Source organism: Lentibacillus kimchii (assembly GCF_055381965.1).
The window spans coordinates 900,939-917,895 of sequence record NZ_AP043934.1; the positions used below are offsets into that span (position 1 = coordinate 900,939).

Below are 16,957 nucleotides of genomic sequence, written 5' to 3' on the forward strand. Positions count from 1 at the left end.
TGAACATGGCAATAAAAACAGACAGTTATTTAATGAACATTAATGGCGAATGGACTGGCGGCGATCTTGATACGCTTGGAGTCGTGAATCCAGCAACGAATGAAACGGTCGGCAAGGTGCCATACGGTGGTGAAAACGAGACGGAACAGGCCATTGATGCAGCTTATGATGCCTTTCAGACATGGTCAGAGCGGTCGTCTCATGAGCGTGCTGGTTATTTAAAGAAATTGTTTCAGCTCATGCATGATAACCTGGAAGATCTTGCTCAGACCATGACCGCCGAGATGGGTAAGCCTATCGATGAGTCACGCGGCGAGGTTAAGTATGCCGCTTCGTTTATTGAGTGGTTTGCAGAAGAAGGCAAGCGCGTTTACGGTGATACGGTTCCGACACACACACCAGGCAAGCGCCTGCAAGTATGGAAAAAACCGGTCGGCGTGGTAGCGGCTATTACACCATGGAATTTTCCAGCTGCGATGCTGACACGTAAAATGGGACCGGCGCTGGCCTCAGGGTGCACCGTGATTATGAAGCCGTCGAGCGAGAGCCCATTAACGGCAGTGAAGCTGATGGAACTGTGTGAAGAGGCAGGCTTTCCGAAAGGCGTTGTCAATTTAATGACGGGATCGTCGTCAAAATTTGCCAAAACAGTCATGGAAAACAGTAAAGTCCGCAAAGTGACGTTCACAGGATCAACTGAAGTCGGCAAAACCCTGATTAAACAAAGCGCTGATCAAGTGAAAAAATTATCGCTGGAGCTTGGCGGCCATGCACCGCTCGTTGTCCTTGATGATGCGGATATCGACCAGGCGGTTAAAGGCACGGTTCAGTCCAAGTTCCGCAATGCCGGCCAGACTTGCATTTGTGCCAACCGGATCTATGTTCAGGAAGGTGTCTACGATGACTATGTTGATAAACTTTCGAAAGAAGTCCAGAAACTTAAAGTCGGCAATGGCACTGATGAGTCGGTTGATATAGGGCCGTTGATTAATCAGGATGGCCTGGATAAGGTGAAACACCATGTGGATGATGCGGCATCCAAGGGTGCGACTGTCGTAACGGGCGGCGACGCGCTTCATGAAAATGACGGTGTGTTTTATCAGCCAACCGTGGTTAAGGACGTGGATCAATCGATGGTTGTTATGCAGGAAGAGACATTCGGGCCTGTTACACCTGTCGAAAAGATCACAAGTGATGCTGAAGCGGCAAAACTGGCCAATGATACGCCATATGGTCTGGCTGCTTATGTGTTCACCAATGATGTTTCCCGGGGCATGCAGCTGATTGAAAATCTGGACTTTGGTATTGTTGGCTGGAATGATGGCGGCCCATCAGCAGCCCAAGTGCCATTTGGTGGCATGAAGCAAAGCGGAATTGGCCGTGAAGGCGGTCATGAAGGCATTGAGGAATATGTTGAATCACAATATGTTTCAATCGCTATGGATTAACATGTGAATAACTTCTAAGTTTGTGATAAGTGGAATCGGTTCGTTCCGGTTCCACTTCATTAACACATAAACACACAGGAAAATGGCAGTCGAGGAGGGATGACGTGGCGGCGAAAGATTCGGCTGTCGAGACAAAGGCCCGCGCATTAGCTGGCCGCCTGATAGACTGGCGGCGTCACTTTCACCAATATCCCGAACTAAGTTTTCAGGAAACAGAGACATCCCAATTGATAGCTGATACACTGCGTCAAATTCCGGGAATGCAGGTTGAGACTAATGTCGGTTATTCAACTGCGGTTATGGGGCAGATTTCATCCGGCGCAGGGCCTGTCATTGCCATACGGGCAGATATGGATGCGCTTCCTATTCAGGAGACCAATACATGTGTTTATCGTTCCGTTCATGATGGCGTCATGCATGCTTGCGGCCATGATGCTCATTCGGCTATTGGGCTGGGTGCTGCCACTGTTCTCAGTGATCTTTTTCAGGACGGTCAGCTGAACGGGACAGTTAAGTTTTTGTTTCAGCCGGCGGAAGAAGCATCGGATGAACAAGGTTCCACTGGGGCGCCCTATATGATTGAAGCAGGTGTGCTCGAAGATGTGGATGCTGTGCTCGCATTGCACATGAGTCCGGAAGACCCTGTGGAGACTGTTAAAGTGCATGACGGCTATAGCATGGCTAATGTCGATGTGTTTGAAGCGAGTGTCTTGGCAACGGGGGGTCACGGAGCTTATCCGCACTTGGCGGCAGATCCTGTCTGGATGCTCGGGCCTGTATTGCAGACCTTGTACGGGATTACCGGCAGGCGGGTGTCACCGCTCGACTCAGCTGTCATCAGCATAGGACAGATCGAGGGTGGTTTTGCCAGCAATGTCATTCCGTCAGAGGTATCTGTCAAGGGAACCATCCGCAGCTATGATACGGATGTTCGTAAACGGATGCATGCAGAGCTGGAAAAGGCCTTTGCTCTTGCTGGATCTTTAGGTGGCGATTATAAACTGTCAATTGAGCCTGAGGATCCCGTGCTCTACAATTATCCGGACGTGAATCAGTTCATTCGGCAAGCACTGAATGACAATCACCCTGGTTTTAATGTATTGAACCAGCCGTTTGGGATGGGCGGGGAGGATTTTGCCCATATGACCCGGGCCGTTCCAGGGGCCATGTTTTTTCTGGGCTGTGCCGTTGGTGACGGGAAAACGCGTGATCTGCATACACCAAATTTTGATATTGATGAAAATATCCTGCCGATCGGTGTCAGTATTTTAACACAAACGGTTGAACACTTTTTGCAATCAGGTGAATTTAAGCACCAGGGTGACTGATATGGCCGCAACGTTTTAATCATGATCAACAAAACAAAGGGGGCTTCACTTGACATCACATTCCGTTACCCAGCGGGATGTCTGGAAGGCGAAAAACCGGATTGCTCCATGGGTTACTAAATCACCATTAATCTACTCTAAGCCACTATCTGAAACTGCGGGCAGCCCCGTCCATCTAAAACTGGAAAATCTTCATCCCGCCTATTCCTTCAAAATAAGAGGCGCAGCTAATAAAATGCTGAATCTACCATCACAGGAACAAAAACGAGGTGTCGTAACCTTTTCGACAGGTAATTTTGGTTTAAGTGTCGCCTATATGGCTAAAAAACTTCATATCAATGCTGTAATCTGCATTTCCCGCTGGGTGCCACAAACGAAAATAGAAACGTTGAAACGTTTTGGTGCACAAATCGAAATGAGTGGTAATTCGCAGGACGATGCTGAGAATAGGGGGTATCAGCTTGCGAAAGAGCACGGACTCACATTAATCCATCCGTTTGACGATGGATTGGTAATTGCTGGGCAGGGCACCATAGGTCTTGAAATTCTGGAAGAAATGCCGGAAGTGGATACGGTTATCGGCGGCCTATCCGGAGGCGGTCTGCACGCAGGCTTGGGTGTTGCGCTGAAGACAGCTGATCCGAATATTCGGATTACCGGAATTTCCACCATTAGAGGCCCTGCTATGTATGAAAGCATTAAGCAGGGAGAACCCGTGACGGTGACAGAACAGAATACACTGGCTGACAGTCTGTTGGGCGGTATTGGACGCGACAACCATTACACCATGGCCATGGTGAAGCAATATGTTGATGACATTCTGTTGCTTGATGACGATTCGATTGCTCGCGGCATGGTGTTTATGCTGGAGCAGGAGCGTATGGTTGTGGAAGGAGCAGCCGCCTCAGGTATTGGTGCTATTTTAGATAACCGGGTTCAGCTCGGCTCTCATGCAGTAGTTGTCGTCAGCGGGTGCAACGTCGACCCGATGACTATGACGTCCCTTAATAACCCGTTTGACAATGATAATGTGTAAGTGATGGGGAGGTTTTGCTATGCAAATGTTGTATAATGGAAAACTTATGGAGCGGGCTCCTGTTATTGATATTGAAGACCGTGGTTATCAATTCGGCGATGGGGTGTATGAAGTGATCGGCGTCTATGACGGAGAGCCGCTTATGATGGCAGAACACATGGAGCGTCTCCAGAGAAGTGCCCGCGAACTGCGGCTGTCATTGCCGAAAGACATGAATGATCTGAGATCTGATCTGGAACAGCTGGTTAAGGCCAATGCGCTTCAAGAAGGAATCATTTACTTGCAAGTATCGAGAGGCATTGCTTCAAGGGATCATGAATTTCCGAGTTCTCTTGTGCCGCCTGTCATAGTTGCCTATACACGAGAGGAGAAACGACCCACAGCACTTGAAGATCAGGGCGGGACAGCTATATTAATGGACGATATACGCTGGCTGCGCTGTGATATCAAAACGCTTAATCTCTTACCAAATGTGCTGGCTAAACAGAAGGCTGTTGAAAATCATGCTGTGGAAGCTATTCTGCATCGCGGCGACACGGTGACGGAAGCTAGTGCATCCAATGTGTTTATCGTTAAAAAAGGTCATCTTTACACCCATCCCGCTGATCAATACATTTTAAACGGCATCACACGGCGAAAAATCATCGAATTATGTGAAACGTTATCGATTAAGGTCCATGAAGAAGCATTTACTGTTAGTGATTTGCTGGAGGCTGATGAAGTATTCATTTCTGCGACGAAACTGGATATTATTCCGATTTTACAAGTTGGCGATAACATGATTTATGATGGCCAGCCGGGTTCTGTAACCAAACAAATCTTACAGGCATTTCGCTTACTTTATCAACATGATTAAAAAGCATTTAATACATTTAGAACCGGTCACATCATGATGGCTTCATGAGGAGGGATGTGTTCTGACACCCGAAGCATTATCCGGTTCGACTGTGGCAGAAGTTGATCTGACGGCATTTCAGGACAATGTACAGACGTTGAAAAACATGGCACATAGCCGTCTGTTCATGGCGGTCATTAAGACAAACGCCTATGGTCATGGTGTGGCTGAAATCGGACGTGCAGCCGTTGAGGCAGGTGCGGATCGTTTGGGAGTATCGACGGTTGAAGAGGGGACGCGACTGCGGGAAGAGGGCATTCGTGTTCCCATTCATTTGCTCAGTTCTATTATGCCGAATCAGGCATCTGAGGCCGTCCTTCATGATTTAATTGTTCCGGTTTCATCGGAAAATATGGCTGACACCCTGAGCCGGGAAGCTGTCAGACAGGCGAAAAATGTCACTGTCCATTTAAAAATTGATACGGGTCTTCATCGCTTCGGTATTAATCCGGGTCAGGCAGCCGTATTTTGCCGTGCATGTTATGATTTGCCGCGTTTAAATTGGGAAGGAGTTTATACGCATTTTTCTAATGCTGATGAAGGAGACTGGCTCACAACAAAACAGCAGTTTTCCAGGTTTATGAAAACGATATCATACTTTTCTCAGAAAGGTTGTCATTTTCCCATCCGTCATGCCGGTGCTTCTACCATTGCAATAGAACGACAGGATATGCATTTGGATATGGTCAGACCTGGTATTGCGCTATTCGGTTATCCGCCTGAACGCCGCCAGCGACAAATGGTTTCTCTGCGGCCGGTTCTAACACTGCGGTCCCGCGTTTTACATGTGCGTGACCTTTCGCCGGATACACCGGTTGGTTACGGCGATGCTTATGTCACCTCAGACTATGAAACAATAGCTGTTGTACCCATAGGTTTGGGTGATGGCTACCCAAGAGGATTGGCCAGAGAGGGGGAGATGCTGATCCATGGTCAGCGGGCTTCTCCGACAGGGGCCATCTCACTGGATCAGACCATGATTAACGTCACCCACATATCAAATGTCAAACCAGGGGATGAGGTTGTTATTATTGGCCGTCAGGGAAACGATGTGATTTCAGCGCGTGAGACAGCAAATTGGATAAATGGCAATGTTGACGATGTATTGGCAAGTTTGACGGAGCGGGTCCCAAGAATTTATAAATAAGTGAAGCGGCGCAGCGATCAGCAAACTTGCATCCCTCTATGCAAAAGAGCAGGTTTGCTGATTTTATGTCTGCGAAAAATACAGTTTTTTGTATTGTCAGCACTATGTCCTGTATAATGATGGTTTGAGTAATACTAAATAAGGAGGAGCTTATGATCGATCATCTGCAGGATACAGTTACCTTAAATAATGGCGTGACAATGCCTGGGTTTGGACTAGGAGTTTATAAAGTTGACGAACAGACTGCGGCTGACTCAGTAAAAGCTGCTCTAAAAAACGGCTATCGCAGTATCGATACAGCCTCTTATTATGACAATGAGGCAGGTGTCGGGCGAGGTATTAAGGAATCTGGTATTTCAAGAGAGTCTATTTTTGTCACATCAAAAGTCTGGAACGATGAGCAGGGGTATCATAATACGTTAGAGGCATTTGAAAACAGTCTGGCTAAACTGGGGCTGGATTATCTCGATCTGTACCTGATTCATTGGCCTGTAAGCGATACATATTTGGAAACATGGCAAGCGATGGAAAAGCTTTATGAAGAAGGACGTGTCCGAGCAATTGGTGTAAGTAATTTTCATGTGCATCATTTACAGCGTCTGATGGCGAATACTCGCGTCAAACCAGTGATTGATCAAGTTGAATATCATCCCCATCTAACGCAGGAATCTTTGCGTGTGTTTTGTGAGCAGGAAAATATCCAGCTTGAAGCCTGGTCGCCGCTGAAAAAGGGCCGGCTGCTGGATGATCCCAGCATTAATGATCTGGCTGAAAAATATGGCAAGACCCCCGCCCAAATCATTCTGCGCTGGGATGTGCAAAATCATGTTGTCACGATTCCGAAATCCACACATGATGAACGGATAAAAGAAAATGCATCTATTTTTGATTTTGCACTTGCAAATGAGGACATGCAAAAGATCGACAGTTTGAATCAAAATGACCGAACGGGCAAGAATCCTGACAGTTTTGATCCATCCTAGTATAGTGATTTAAAGGAATCATACAATGCTTTATAATTTAAAGCACTGTGTAAAAGAATAGTCGTTTATCTGAGTAAATTTACAGGACAACAGGGAGAGATGTGTGAGATGGAAAAGGCGGAAAGGGGTCTTTCAACGATTTTTAGATGGGATTGAACGCATCGGTAACAAGTTGCCGCATCCAATTACTCTATTCGCTATTTTAGCTGGATTGGTGCTTATTTTGTCCGCTGCTTTACAGCCTCTGGGGATCAGTGTTGAGCACCCTGGTGAAGCAGGCAAAATGGTTGAGATTAAAAACTTGCTGAACGCTGAGGGCCTTAAATACATTTTTGGTCATATAACCGAAAACTTCGTTGAGTTTGCGCCGCTTGGCGTTGTGCTAGTAACGATGCTTGGGATTGGTGTGGCTGAACGGACCGGCCTGATCAGTGCTATATTGCGCGGATTTGTATTGGCTGTTCCGACACGTTTCATAACAGTCGGGCTGGTTTTTGCCGGTGTTATGTCAAGTGTTGCATCAGATGCTGGGTATGTTGTTCTGCCGCCGCTGGGTGCTTTGATTTTTGCTGGATTGGGGCGGCATCCGCTGGCCGGTCTTGCTGCTGCATTTGCGGGTGTATCGGCCGGATTCAGTGCGAATCTTGTAGTTTCTGGTACAGACGTGTTACTAGGAGAATTGACGATTGATGCTGCCTCAGCTATTGACCCCGGTTATGCTGAAACAATGAATATCCTTATGAATTGGTTCTTTATTGCAGCTTCTGTGTTTGTGCTGACAGGCATCGGGACCTGGGTGACCGAGCGAATTGTTGTTCCGCGTTTAGGTTCCTATAAAGGTGAGGACGCGGACACAGCGGAAGCAGATGATGATGAGAATCTGCAAAATCTTAAACCCATTGAAAAGAAAGGCCTTATCTGGGCAGCGATTTCTTTAGTCATTGGACTTATTATGGCGGCATTGCTTGTTCTGCCGGAAAATGCTCCGTTACGCGGTACAGAAGGCAGTGCAATGGACCGGATTGTCCAGTCGCCATTTATGGATTCACTAGTGCCGATTATTGCGATTCTGTTTTTTATACCAGGTCTCGTGTATGGCATTGTCACGAAGGTTATCCGCAATGATAAAGATGTTGCTGGGCAATTGACTGATACGATGGCTTCAATGGCTATGTTTATTGTTCTGGCGTTTACAGCCGGTCAATTTGTTGCTTTCTTTAAGGAATCCAACATGGGAACTGTTCTGGGTGTTTACGGGGCGAAAGTTCTCGACAGTATTAATCTGACAGGTATACCGCTCATCCTTCTGTTTGTTTTAATAGCGGCCTTTATTAACTTGTTCATTGGCAGTGCATCAGCTAAATGGGCTATGATGGCTCCGATATTTGTGCCGATTATGATGCAGCTCGGTTATTCACCGGAAATTACACAAATGGCCTATCGTGTCGCCGACTCTGCCACGAATATTATTACACCGCTGATGACTTACTTTGCTGTTATTATTGCTTTTGCGCAAAAATATGATAAGAAAATGGGTATTGGAACTATGATTTCGGTTATGCTGCCATACTCACTATATTTCCTTATCGGGTGGACCATTATTCTGGTTATCTGGATGCTGCTTGGTATTCCACTCGGACCTGGAGCGCCAATTGAATATGGCAGCTAGCAAAAAAGTCCTTTCACTTATTGTGGAAGGACTTTTTAAATCTCTGAGTATTTGAGATATCAATCGTTCATAGTCTAGCGGCCTTTATAACCTGTCCGGAAAATTTCCTGGACGGGATGAACGGTGACGTAAGCATCTGGATCAATGTCTGTAATGATTCTTCTGAATGGTACGATTTCCTGCTTATTGATAACCAGATACAAGACATCCTGCTGTGCATTTGTGTAGCCTCCTTTTCCCTCCAGAACGGTAATACCGCGTGACATTTTCTGTGTGACAGCGTCCAGCACATGGTCCGGATAACTGGAAATAATAATGGCAGCTGTCCGTTCGTTGGCACCTTCAACAACCATATCAATAATTTTTGCTTCAATATAGACTGCGACAAGTGTATACATGGCGCGTTCCTGTCCAATGATAAATGCCGAGCCTGCAATGACTGCAATATCAATAAACAGCATGCCTTGACCAATTGTCCAGCCAAACAGCCGATTGCCCATTCGAGCGAGGATGGATGAGCCGCTTGATGTTCCGCCCGTACGGAAAATCAGACCAAGCCCCAGACCAATGCCCAAACCGGCGAACAAGGCCGCCAGCAGCGTATCATCATTAATTTTATATCCCCACGATGCTGTTAAATCCAGAAAAATCGATGAAAGAATAATAGCTGTAACCGTATATGCGGTGAAACGTTTATCAAAGAATCTGTAGCCGATGACGACGAGAATAGCATTCAGTACAAAGTTAACGACACCAGAAGGCCAGTTGAATAAATAATGGGCTACAATGGAAACCCCGATGACGCCGCCTTCTGATAAATGGTTAGGAATGATAAAGAAATTAACACTGATCGCAAAGATGAATGAGCCGATTATAATTAAAAGCAGATCTTTCGTTGTTTGTTTCATAGTCAATCCTCCATTTCCAACGTGATTATCGCGGCATGGCTTCTATTATAACGAAAGCTGCGTGCTTTGAGAACTCAGGGATACGTTAATGCGTGCTATTTTGTACGTGTTACAGAGAAGTGCTGGGTACTGATTGAAAGGTGGTGCGAATAGACTAATACAGGCATCATGCTGGAGGGGTCACTATGCAAAAAGTCATCGTGCTGCTTGCAGGCGTTATCATAACGGGGATCTTGAGCTTTGTGCTGCTGTCTGTTTTCCGGCCGTCACCTGAGGACCAGGCGATTGAAGCAGTGGCGGCATTTTACACATATGAGCAAAATGGCAATTTCGAAAAATCGTGGGCGATGTTTCATCCGTATATGAAAGCGCGGTATGCAAAAGCGCGGTATTTGCAGGATCGTGCCGGTGTATTCGCAAGTCACTTTGAGGTGGATACATTCTCCTTCAGCACTGGTGAAGCTGTCAAACAGGAAAACTGGAAGCCGGATGACGATGCCGAAACGATCGAGGTTGTCTATCAAGTGCCTGTAAGGATGCACTATGCCGGAAAATACGGGAATGTAACGGTCGTTCAGAATGCGTTTGCGGCCGAAATGGGCGATCAATGGATGATTCTATGGAACTATAAACAGTAATGCGTTTTAAGAATAGGCGCTATGATTGAAATAACGCCTATTGGGGTGCTGCTTCCACACGATATAAATAAATTTTAAAGGGTGACTGGCTGTTTTCAAATGCCTGTTCAAATGCCAGCTTATTCTGGTTGTGGTTTTTAATCGGCACTGCTGACAGCACATAATCACCACCCAGCCGTGCGAGTGCGTCTGTGTTAATGTCTAAATGGTCAAGTTCGGCATCGCTCTTTTTGGTGAAAAGGTAGTGTTTTCCCAACTCGGCTGTATACATATACAATCGGCCGCCCCAATCGTCGAAATATTGCTCCAGCGATGAATCCTTGGCAAGCTCTGGTGCAATGATTCGCCGGAATTGTCGTTTATAGTTAAGCGGGTAGCTGTTGTTGTATGTGTCGAGTGTGTAAAAGCCATTGTATTGGGCGATTGTTGGATGCAGGCCAATGCTCACAACACGGTAGTCTGCCTGATCTTTTCCAATATAACTGGCAATTGAGTCAAACAAATCCGCCGAATAAAATTCTGCAAATGTTGGCGTGCCAATATCCCCGTATTTCAGTTCTTCATCTAACGAAAAGACATTGAACAGCTGGACGGTCATGATGGCGATGACAATCACCTTACCGAACCGCAGATGCTTCCATAACAGCCAGAGTGCCAGAGCGAAGCAGATATAGAAGATCACGGGATGCAGAAAATGAATCCGGCTGAAGTTGAATTCATTAGCGAGTGAGAAACTGTCTTTGATCACACGCATCCCGCCCCAATACCAGAACGCATACCATAAGGACAAAAGGGCATTCGCCAGGACGAGCGCTATCAGCCATTTCGGATTAATCCGCCGGTAAAGAGCCACGATTAAAGCAGCGCCGATGACGGGCAATATAATCTCTGTATGAACAGCCATATCATGTGTATGTCCGGTCAGGAAATTTTCAAGAAAAAGCTCCATAGTCCCCGGCAGATCTTTATGGCCCAAGTTAAGCGCTTCCCGCTGCGACGTGAAGTCCGCATTGATAAACATGGCATAAATCAGCATGTAATTTTTGATTAAATAGATACTTGTCATGCCGGCAATGCCTGTGAACAAGGCCCAGTTGCTCTTGTGGAAACGAATCCAGTCTATAAGCCATAAAACCCCCATTAAGCCAAGGAAAAAGACAAATGTCAAAATAAAACTGGATAAAAACGGAATGATCGTCAGGACGAGCCAATGATACCAGGGTGTTTGCCATCTATGGCGCCGGATGGCCAGAAACGCATGCAGTGCAAGCGGAAGACCTGCGATGGACAGCATTCCTGACGGCCAGAACGGCAAAAGCGCAAACGCCAAAGCAACTCCGGTTACAATCCATTTTGAGCCGATAAAGCGCTGCAGCAGCAGATACATTCCCCCAAAAGCAGCAAAGCGCATGATCGTCTGCCCAATGATGTAGGCGGTCATGGGTTTAAACAACACATAAAACCAGACCATCATATCGAATGGGGAAGGAAGTGCGCTCCGGGGCAGGCCGTCAATAATAGCTGGCAGTTCCGACAAGGAGAAAAACTGACCGCTTTCAGCCAGTAATTTGTACCAGACAATATTGGAATCCAGATTATCATGCACACGTATGTGTGTATCCTCACCCAGAATGTAGTAAGGGGAGAGATATAGAACTATCACAATACAGGCTATCAGAATGTGTTTATACCGTGAAAAAACCTTTAACATGACTGATGACATGGTCAACATCCTTTTCGTTCATTCCATGATACAGGGGCAAACGGAGCAATTTATCACTTTCAGCTGTGGTATAATTGTCTGTGCCCGCAAATTCGCCAAATCGCCTCCCGGCAGGAGACGTGTGCAACGGTACATAGTGGGTGGCTGCTGTAATGCCCTGATTTTTTAAATGCGTCTGAAGTTCCGAACGGCGCTCCGTTTTAATGTAGAACATGTGCGCATTATGCTCACATGCTTCTGGAACAGCGGGCAGTGTCAGGTCCGGTATAGTCTTGAGAGCCTGGTTATAAGCCTGCCATGTGCGCATTCTGTCAGTCATGATGGCGCCGGCATGCTCCAGCTGGACAGATAAATAGGCGGCATTCAATTCACTTAATAAAAATGAGGAGCCGACATCACGCCACGTATATTTGTCCACCATACCTCTGGCAAATTGTTTTCGATCGGTTCCTTTTTCCTGGAGGATCTCCGCCCGCTCGGCAAGGCTTGAATCGTTGACAATCAGGGCACCGCCTTCCCCGCAGGTGATATTTTTCGTTTCATGAAAGCTGAATGTGCCCATATGACCAATTGTACCGAGAGCTTTGCCTTTATATGTACTCGTCAAGGCCTGAGCAGCATCCTCAACCACCCAGAGTCGGTAATGCCGGGCTATTTCCATTATGGCATCCATATCAGAGCTGATGCCGGCGTAATGGACGACAACAATTACCTTTGTTTCAGGGGTGATGGCCTGTTCAACAGCTTCTGGCGAGAGATTCATCGTCGCTGGATCAACGTCTGCGAAACGGATGGACGCGCCTCGCAACACAAAAGCATTCGCAGTTGTCACGAACGTATAGGAAGGCATTACAATGTCATCACCGGGTCCAGCCTCTGTGAGAAGAGCGGTCATCTCCAGTGCAGCTGTGCAGGATGGTGTGAGAATGGCTCTGTGACAATTCAAATAGGTTTCCAGCCAATTCGTGCATTCGTCACTGAACGGCCCATTACCGGATAGTTTCTGATTCATTATAGCCTCCCGTACAGCATCTTCTTCCTTTCCAATATGGCACGGTTTGTTAAAATCCAGCATGTTAGCACCTCACAAAGATTGGCTCGTGACAACAAGACCAGCGATAATAAGTGCCAGTCCGAGTACCTTTTGCACGGTTATTGGATCACCGAACAGAAAGGCCGAGAGCAGAAAAACCAGCACAAACGAAAAACTCATAAAAGGATAGGCGTAGCTGATATTGAATTTCGTCATAGCGGCCATCCAGCATAATGCCGCCAGAAGAGCAGCCGCAAAACCGGATACGATCCATGGATTCAGAAATTGCTGCAGCAGAAACAGCAATTTATCCCACAGACCCGCCGGAAGCGCGCCTGCCTGATCCATTTGCCACTTCAATACGAGCTGACCATAGACGGTAAATACAATCGTTCCGAAAATATAGACATAGCCCATCATGCAAACGCGCCATTCAATTTGTGATAGACATCCACTGCACCCCTGAGCCGGAAGCCGAGTGTGTAAAACAGATTCAGAGAGGGTGCGTTCACCGCTGAAACCGATGTTTGCAGTTCCTCATAACCGGCCTTGAAGTGTTCACGGCAGCTCAAACTGGTGAAACGTTTTGCGAAGCCCTGTCCGCGATAGTCTTTGCGAACGCCAAGAAGCAGCACTTTATTGTCTGAAAATCCATAGAAACCAACTGTGTCACTATCGTATGTCAAGGCGAATAGTTTGCCGCTTTGCTGCAAATCATCTACCCAGTTTTTATAGCGCTTATCAGCTAAAGCATCTGGTATATGGAAATCACGGTGAAAACGTCCCAGTGTAAAGGCCTCCTCAGCAATCGCCAGGATCGCGCTGGGATTATAATCTTTCGTAATCCGGACATGATTATCTTCAAACACTTGCAGGTTGTCGCGCTGGCAAACTGGTTCAATTAATGTATCAACATAGTAGAAGCCGTGTCTTAACAGGGGCTCAGGATTTTCCAGTGGATCCACCTTAATCGTAAAATGCCCCTCATAGGCATCTGTCTCCTCAAGAGCTTCTTTGCCTATGTCTGTTACTTCATATGTATTCACGCCGAAATTGCGTTTGTCCCAAGGTGTTTCGCGTAAATATGTGATATAATCACCTCGTATGGTCAGTGTCATCTGTTGTTTTCCGGATCAAATAAAGGGGCCTGCCCTTGGTTTCATTAAAGATTTTTCCAATATACAAGCCCAGGATACCAAAATTAAAAAAGGTCATGCCGCCAATGAAATAAATGGATACCATCACACTTGTCCAGCCCTGCACAGGCTGGTTGAGAAAAAAGTAGCCAGCGATTAAATACAAGCCATAGATCAGCGAGGCGAGTGCTAATAAAAAGCCGAATTGAATCGAGAGTCTAAGCGGTTTATTGGACTGTGATACGATGGCATCTGTTGCCAGAGTGACCAGCTTTCCCAGATTATAGGAAGTTTTGCCTTCTTTTCTGGCATTGTGTTCCACGGCTACAGACTGGGTTTTATAGCCCATCCATTGAATGAATATCGGAAAGAATCGGTTTTGTTCGCGCAATTGCTGGAAAGCCCGGATAACCTTCTTTTGACTGATGCTGAAATTAGCGATCGTATGGTCCGTCGATTTGCCGCTGAAGTAGTCATAGATCTTGTAAAAGACTTGCGACAGTTTGCGTTTAAGCCATTTATCCTGCCGGTGGACTCGCTTCCCGAAGACGACTTCATAACCTTCCAGAGCTTTGTTATATAATGTCTGAATTTCTTCCGGCCGGTCCTGCAGGTCACAGTCTATGACTACCACCCAATCCCCCTCTGCATAATCAAGTCCGGCTGTGATAGCATGGTGCTGACCGAAATTGCGGGCGAAGTCGATGCCTTTAATCCGGCTGTCCTGTGTATGCAGTTCTTGAATCGTTTCCCAGGCATGATCGGGGCTGGCGTCATTCACTAAAATGATCTCCATTTCGGCCGGGATGGCTTCAACCGTTTTGATAATCCGCCTGCAGAGCTCTTCCAGACAGGTGCGGCAGCCATATACCGGCACGACAATCGATATTAGCGTGTCACGTGTTCCCACTGATCAACATACCATTTCACTGTGTTATAAAGCCCTGTCTTAAACGATGTCGACGGCTGCCAGCCCAATGCGTGCTTGATTTTACGGTCATCGATGGCATAGCGGCGGTCATGTCCCGCCCGGTCTCCAGTAAACGTGATCAGATCCTGGCAGCTATGTATCCCAGGCTTGAATGCATCAACCAGTTCACAAATCATCTTGGCTAATGCAAGATTCGTTTGTTCATTGCCGCCGCCGACATTGTATTTCTCTAAAGTCTTACCGCTATGAAAAACTAAGTCAAGTGCCTCGCAATGATCCATGACATACAGCCAGTCACGCACATTCTGACCATCACCATAAATAGGCACCGGTTTCGAGGCCAGGGCTTTTGTAATCACAGTGGGGATCAATTTTTCCGCATGCTGCCCAGGTCCGTAATTATTGGAGGAACTGGAAATAACCACATCCATACCATACGTCAAGCCAAAGCTTCTCACCAGCATATCGGCCCCGGCTTTCGAGGCACTGTAAGGGTTGCGCGGATCAAGCGGTGTTTGTTCATTAAAGGTCACTTGCTCATCCAGGTCAAGCGCTCCGTATACTTCATCGGTAGAGACGTGGTGGAACCGGCGTTTGTCCACTTCTCCCGCCTTTGTCCAAGCTTCCCGGGCCGCCTGCAGCAAAACGGCCGTGCCAAGCACATTGGATTCAATAAATGTTTTTACATCGCTAATGGAACGATCAACATGGGACTCAGCAGCAAAATGGATGACGCCATTGATATCATAATCCGAAAAAATAGCATTCATGAGTTGTTCGTCGGCGATATCTCCCTCGATAAAGTCATAGTTGTTCTCTGCGTCGATAGCCTTTAAATTCGTTACAGATCCGGCGTAAGTCATGTTATCGACATTAACAATATGGTAGTCAGGGTAGTGTTGTCTGAGATAGTGAATGAAATTGGAAGCTATAAATCCCGCTCCGCCTGTCACCAGCAGGGTTTTACTCATTTTGTACCAGCTCCAGCATTGGATTTTTATCAAGGGTATTCCAATATTGTTTTGTATGTTTGCGATTGGCGATTTCCATTAAGTATTGTCCATAATCGGTCTTTTTCATACGGGTGCCTTTTTGATGCAGGGTTTGCCGGCTTATATAACCCATGTAATAAGCGATTTCTTCCAGACAGGCAATTTTAAAACCCTGGCGCTGTGTGACCTTGATAAATTCAGTTGCTTCAAACAGAGCGTCATGTGTGCCAGCATCCATCCAGGCCAATCCACGTCCTAACAGCTGTGCATCAAGCTGATTGTTTTTCAGATATTCCCGGTTGAGATCCGTGATTTCTGTTTCACCGCGATCCGAACGGGACAGACCTTTAGCGATCTGGACAGCACGGCAGTCATAAATATATAAGCCTGTAACCGCAAAATCGGAGTTCGGTTCTCTTGGTTTTTCTTCGAGTGACGTTACTTTTTGCTTATCATCAAAATCAACCACACCGAACCGTTCTGGGTCTTTCACACGATAGCCAAAGATAGTGGCATGCTGGTGCTGTTTGAGAGCTCTTCGGAAAAGGGTGGTGAAACCCTGTCCGTAGAATAAGTTATCACCTAAAATTAATGTGACATCGTCATAACCAATAAAATCTTCAGCCAATATAAACGCATCCGGAATGCCGTTGGGGTTTGTCTGTTCCTTATACTGCAATTTGATGCCAAAGGCTGACCCGTCCCCGAGCAGCTCCTGAAAGCGGGGGATATTGTTCGGGCTGCTTATAATCATAATGTCTTTTATGCCGCCAAGCATCAGCACAGACAATGGATAATAAATCATTGGTTTATCATAAACTGGCAGTAAATGTTTATTGACGCTGATCGTACTTGGAGCAAGTCTTGTGCCACTACCGCCCGCGAGAATAATGCCTTTCATTTGTATCCCTCCTGTTTTAATTCTTCTTAAGATGTTTCAGACTCGATACAAATTCTGACCATAGTATTGCCTTTTTGTGATGTATATAGTCTTACAAAACCATTTCAGTTACTTTGTGAATTTTCGCTGGGATTCGTCATTTGAAAGACCGTATTGTGCTGCAGAACGTTACAGCGTGCGAAAGATAAC

16 protein-coding genes are annotated in these 16,957 nt (G+C 46.4%); 8 read left to right on the forward strand and 8 right to left on the reverse strand.

Annotated elements, in window-relative coordinates; genetic code table 11:
• The first annotated feature begins 5 nt into the window (after window positions 1–5).
• The 7 genes from ACZ444_RS04955 to ACZ444_RS04985 all read left to right on the forward strand — a co-directional run bounded on the left by ACZ444_RS04955 (window position 6) and on the right by ACZ444_RS04985 (window position 8,506).
• Window positions 6–1,448, forward strand: a complete 1,443-nt coding sequence (locus tag ACZ444_RS04955; protein ID WP_382359882.1) for an NAD-dependent succinate-semialdehyde dehydrogenase — start codon at window positions 6–8, stop codon at window positions 1,446–1,448.
• A gap of 104 nt (window positions 1,449–1,552) precedes the next feature.
• Complete coding sequence (locus ACZ444_RS04960; RefSeq protein WP_382359885.1) at window positions 1,553–2,776, forward strand: M20 metallopeptidase family protein; 1,224 nt, start codon at window positions 1,553–1,555, stop codon at window positions 2,774–2,776.
• Window positions 2,777–2,825: 49 nt separating this feature from the next.
• A complete protein-coding gene (locus tag ACZ444_RS04965; protein WP_382359887.1) occupies window positions 2,826–3,812 on the forward strand; it encodes a pyridoxal-phosphate dependent enzyme in 987 nt (328 codons plus the stop codon).
• 19 nt (window positions 3,813–3,831) lie between these two features.
• Window positions 3,832–4,668: a D-amino-acid transaminase gene (dat, locus tag ACZ444_RS04970; RefSeq protein ID WP_382359890.1), complete on the forward strand. Its 837-nt coding sequence runs from the start codon at window positions 3,832–3,834 to the stop codon at window positions 4,666–4,668.
• 91 nt (window positions 4,669–4,759) lie between these two features.
• On the forward strand, window positions 4,760–5,854 hold the full coding sequence (gene alr / locus ACZ444_RS04975) for an alanine racemase (protein ID WP_382359893.1): 1,095 nt from the start codon (window positions 4,760–4,762) through the stop codon (window positions 5,852–5,854).
• Between the two features lie 152 nt (window positions 5,855–6,006).
• Window positions 6,007–6,837 carry an aldo/keto reductase gene (locus ACZ444_RS04980; RefSeq protein ID WP_382359896.1) on the forward strand — a complete coding sequence of 277 codons (831 nt, stop codon included), beginning with the start codon at window positions 6,007–6,009 and terminating at the stop codon, window positions 6,835–6,837.
• 103 nt (window positions 6,838–6,940) lie between these two features.
• Window positions 6,941–8,506: an AbgT family transporter gene (locus ACZ444_RS04985; RefSeq protein ID WP_382359899.1), complete on the forward strand. Its 1,566-nt coding sequence runs from the start codon at window positions 6,941–6,943 to the stop codon at window positions 8,504–8,506.
• 74 nt (window positions 8,507–8,580) lie between these two features.
• Here the strand turns inward: ACZ444_RS04985 and ACZ444_RS04990 are convergent, their stop codons facing one another.
• A complete protein-coding gene (locus ACZ444_RS04990) occupies window positions 8,581–9,414 on the reverse strand; it encodes a YitT family protein (RefSeq protein ID WP_382359902.1) in 834 nt (277 codons plus the stop codon).
• Window positions 9,415–9,599: 185 nt separating this feature from the next.
• On the opposite strand from ACZ444_RS04990, the gene ACZ444_RS04995 reads away from it, so the two are divergent.
• The gene (locus ACZ444_RS04995) at window positions 9,600–10,052 is read left to right on the forward strand and encodes a hypothetical protein (RefSeq protein ID WP_382359905.1); all 453 of its coding nucleotides are present in this window, start codon (window positions 9,600–9,602) and stop codon (window positions 10,050–10,052) included.
• A 37-nt stretch (window positions 10,053–10,089) separates the two neighbouring features.
• Here the strand turns inward: ACZ444_RS04995 and ACZ444_RS05000 are convergent, their stop codons facing one another.
• Genes ACZ444_RS05000 through rfbA form a run of 7 tightly spaced genes read right to left on the reverse strand, consistent with a single transcriptional unit; the run spans window position 10,090 to window position 16,768 of the window.
• Window positions 10,090–11,775, reverse strand: coding sequence for a DUF6044 family protein (locus tag ACZ444_RS05000; protein ID WP_382359908.1), 1,686 nt, complete (start codon window positions 11,773–11,775; stop codon window positions 10,090–10,092).
• On the reverse strand, window positions 11,738–12,850 hold the full coding sequence (gene rffA, locus ACZ444_RS05005) for a dTDP-4-amino-4,6-dideoxygalactose transaminase (protein WP_382359911.1): 1,113 nt from the start codon (window positions 12,848–12,850) through the stop codon (window positions 11,738–11,740). Before rffA ends, ACZ444_RS05000 begins: the two co-directional genes overlap by 38 nt.
• 9 nt (window positions 12,851–12,859) lie before the next feature.
• Window positions 12,860–13,225, reverse strand: coding sequence for an EamA family transporter (locus ACZ444_RS05010; RefSeq protein WP_382359914.1), 366 nt, complete (start codon window positions 13,223–13,225; stop codon window positions 12,860–12,862).
• The gene (locus tag ACZ444_RS05015; protein WP_382359916.1) at window positions 13,225–13,926 is read right to left on the reverse strand and encodes a GNAT family N-acetyltransferase; all 702 of its coding nucleotides are present in this window, start codon (window positions 13,924–13,926) and stop codon (window positions 13,225–13,227) included. The genes ACZ444_RS05010 and ACZ444_RS05015 overlap by 1 nt, the downstream gene beginning before the upstream one ends.
• On the reverse strand, window positions 13,904–14,854 hold the full coding sequence (locus tag ACZ444_RS05020) for a glycosyltransferase family 2 protein (protein ID WP_382359919.1): 951 nt from the start codon (window positions 14,852–14,854) through the stop codon (window positions 13,904–13,906). Before ACZ444_RS05020 ends, ACZ444_RS05015 begins: the two co-directional genes overlap by 23 nt.
• A complete protein-coding gene (gene rfbB / locus ACZ444_RS05025) occupies window positions 14,833–15,846 on the reverse strand; it encodes a dTDP-glucose 4,6-dehydratase (protein ID WP_382359922.1) in 1,014 nt (337 codons plus the stop codon). Before rfbB ends, ACZ444_RS05020 begins: the two co-directional genes overlap by 22 nt.
• On the reverse strand, window positions 15,839–16,768 hold the full coding sequence (rfbA, locus tag ACZ444_RS05030) for a glucose-1-phosphate thymidylyltransferase RfbA (RefSeq protein WP_382359925.1): 930 nt from the start codon (window positions 16,766–16,768) through the stop codon (window positions 15,839–15,841). Before rfbA ends, rfbB begins: the two co-directional genes overlap by 8 nt.
• Window positions 16,769–16,957 lie beyond the last annotated feature (189 nt).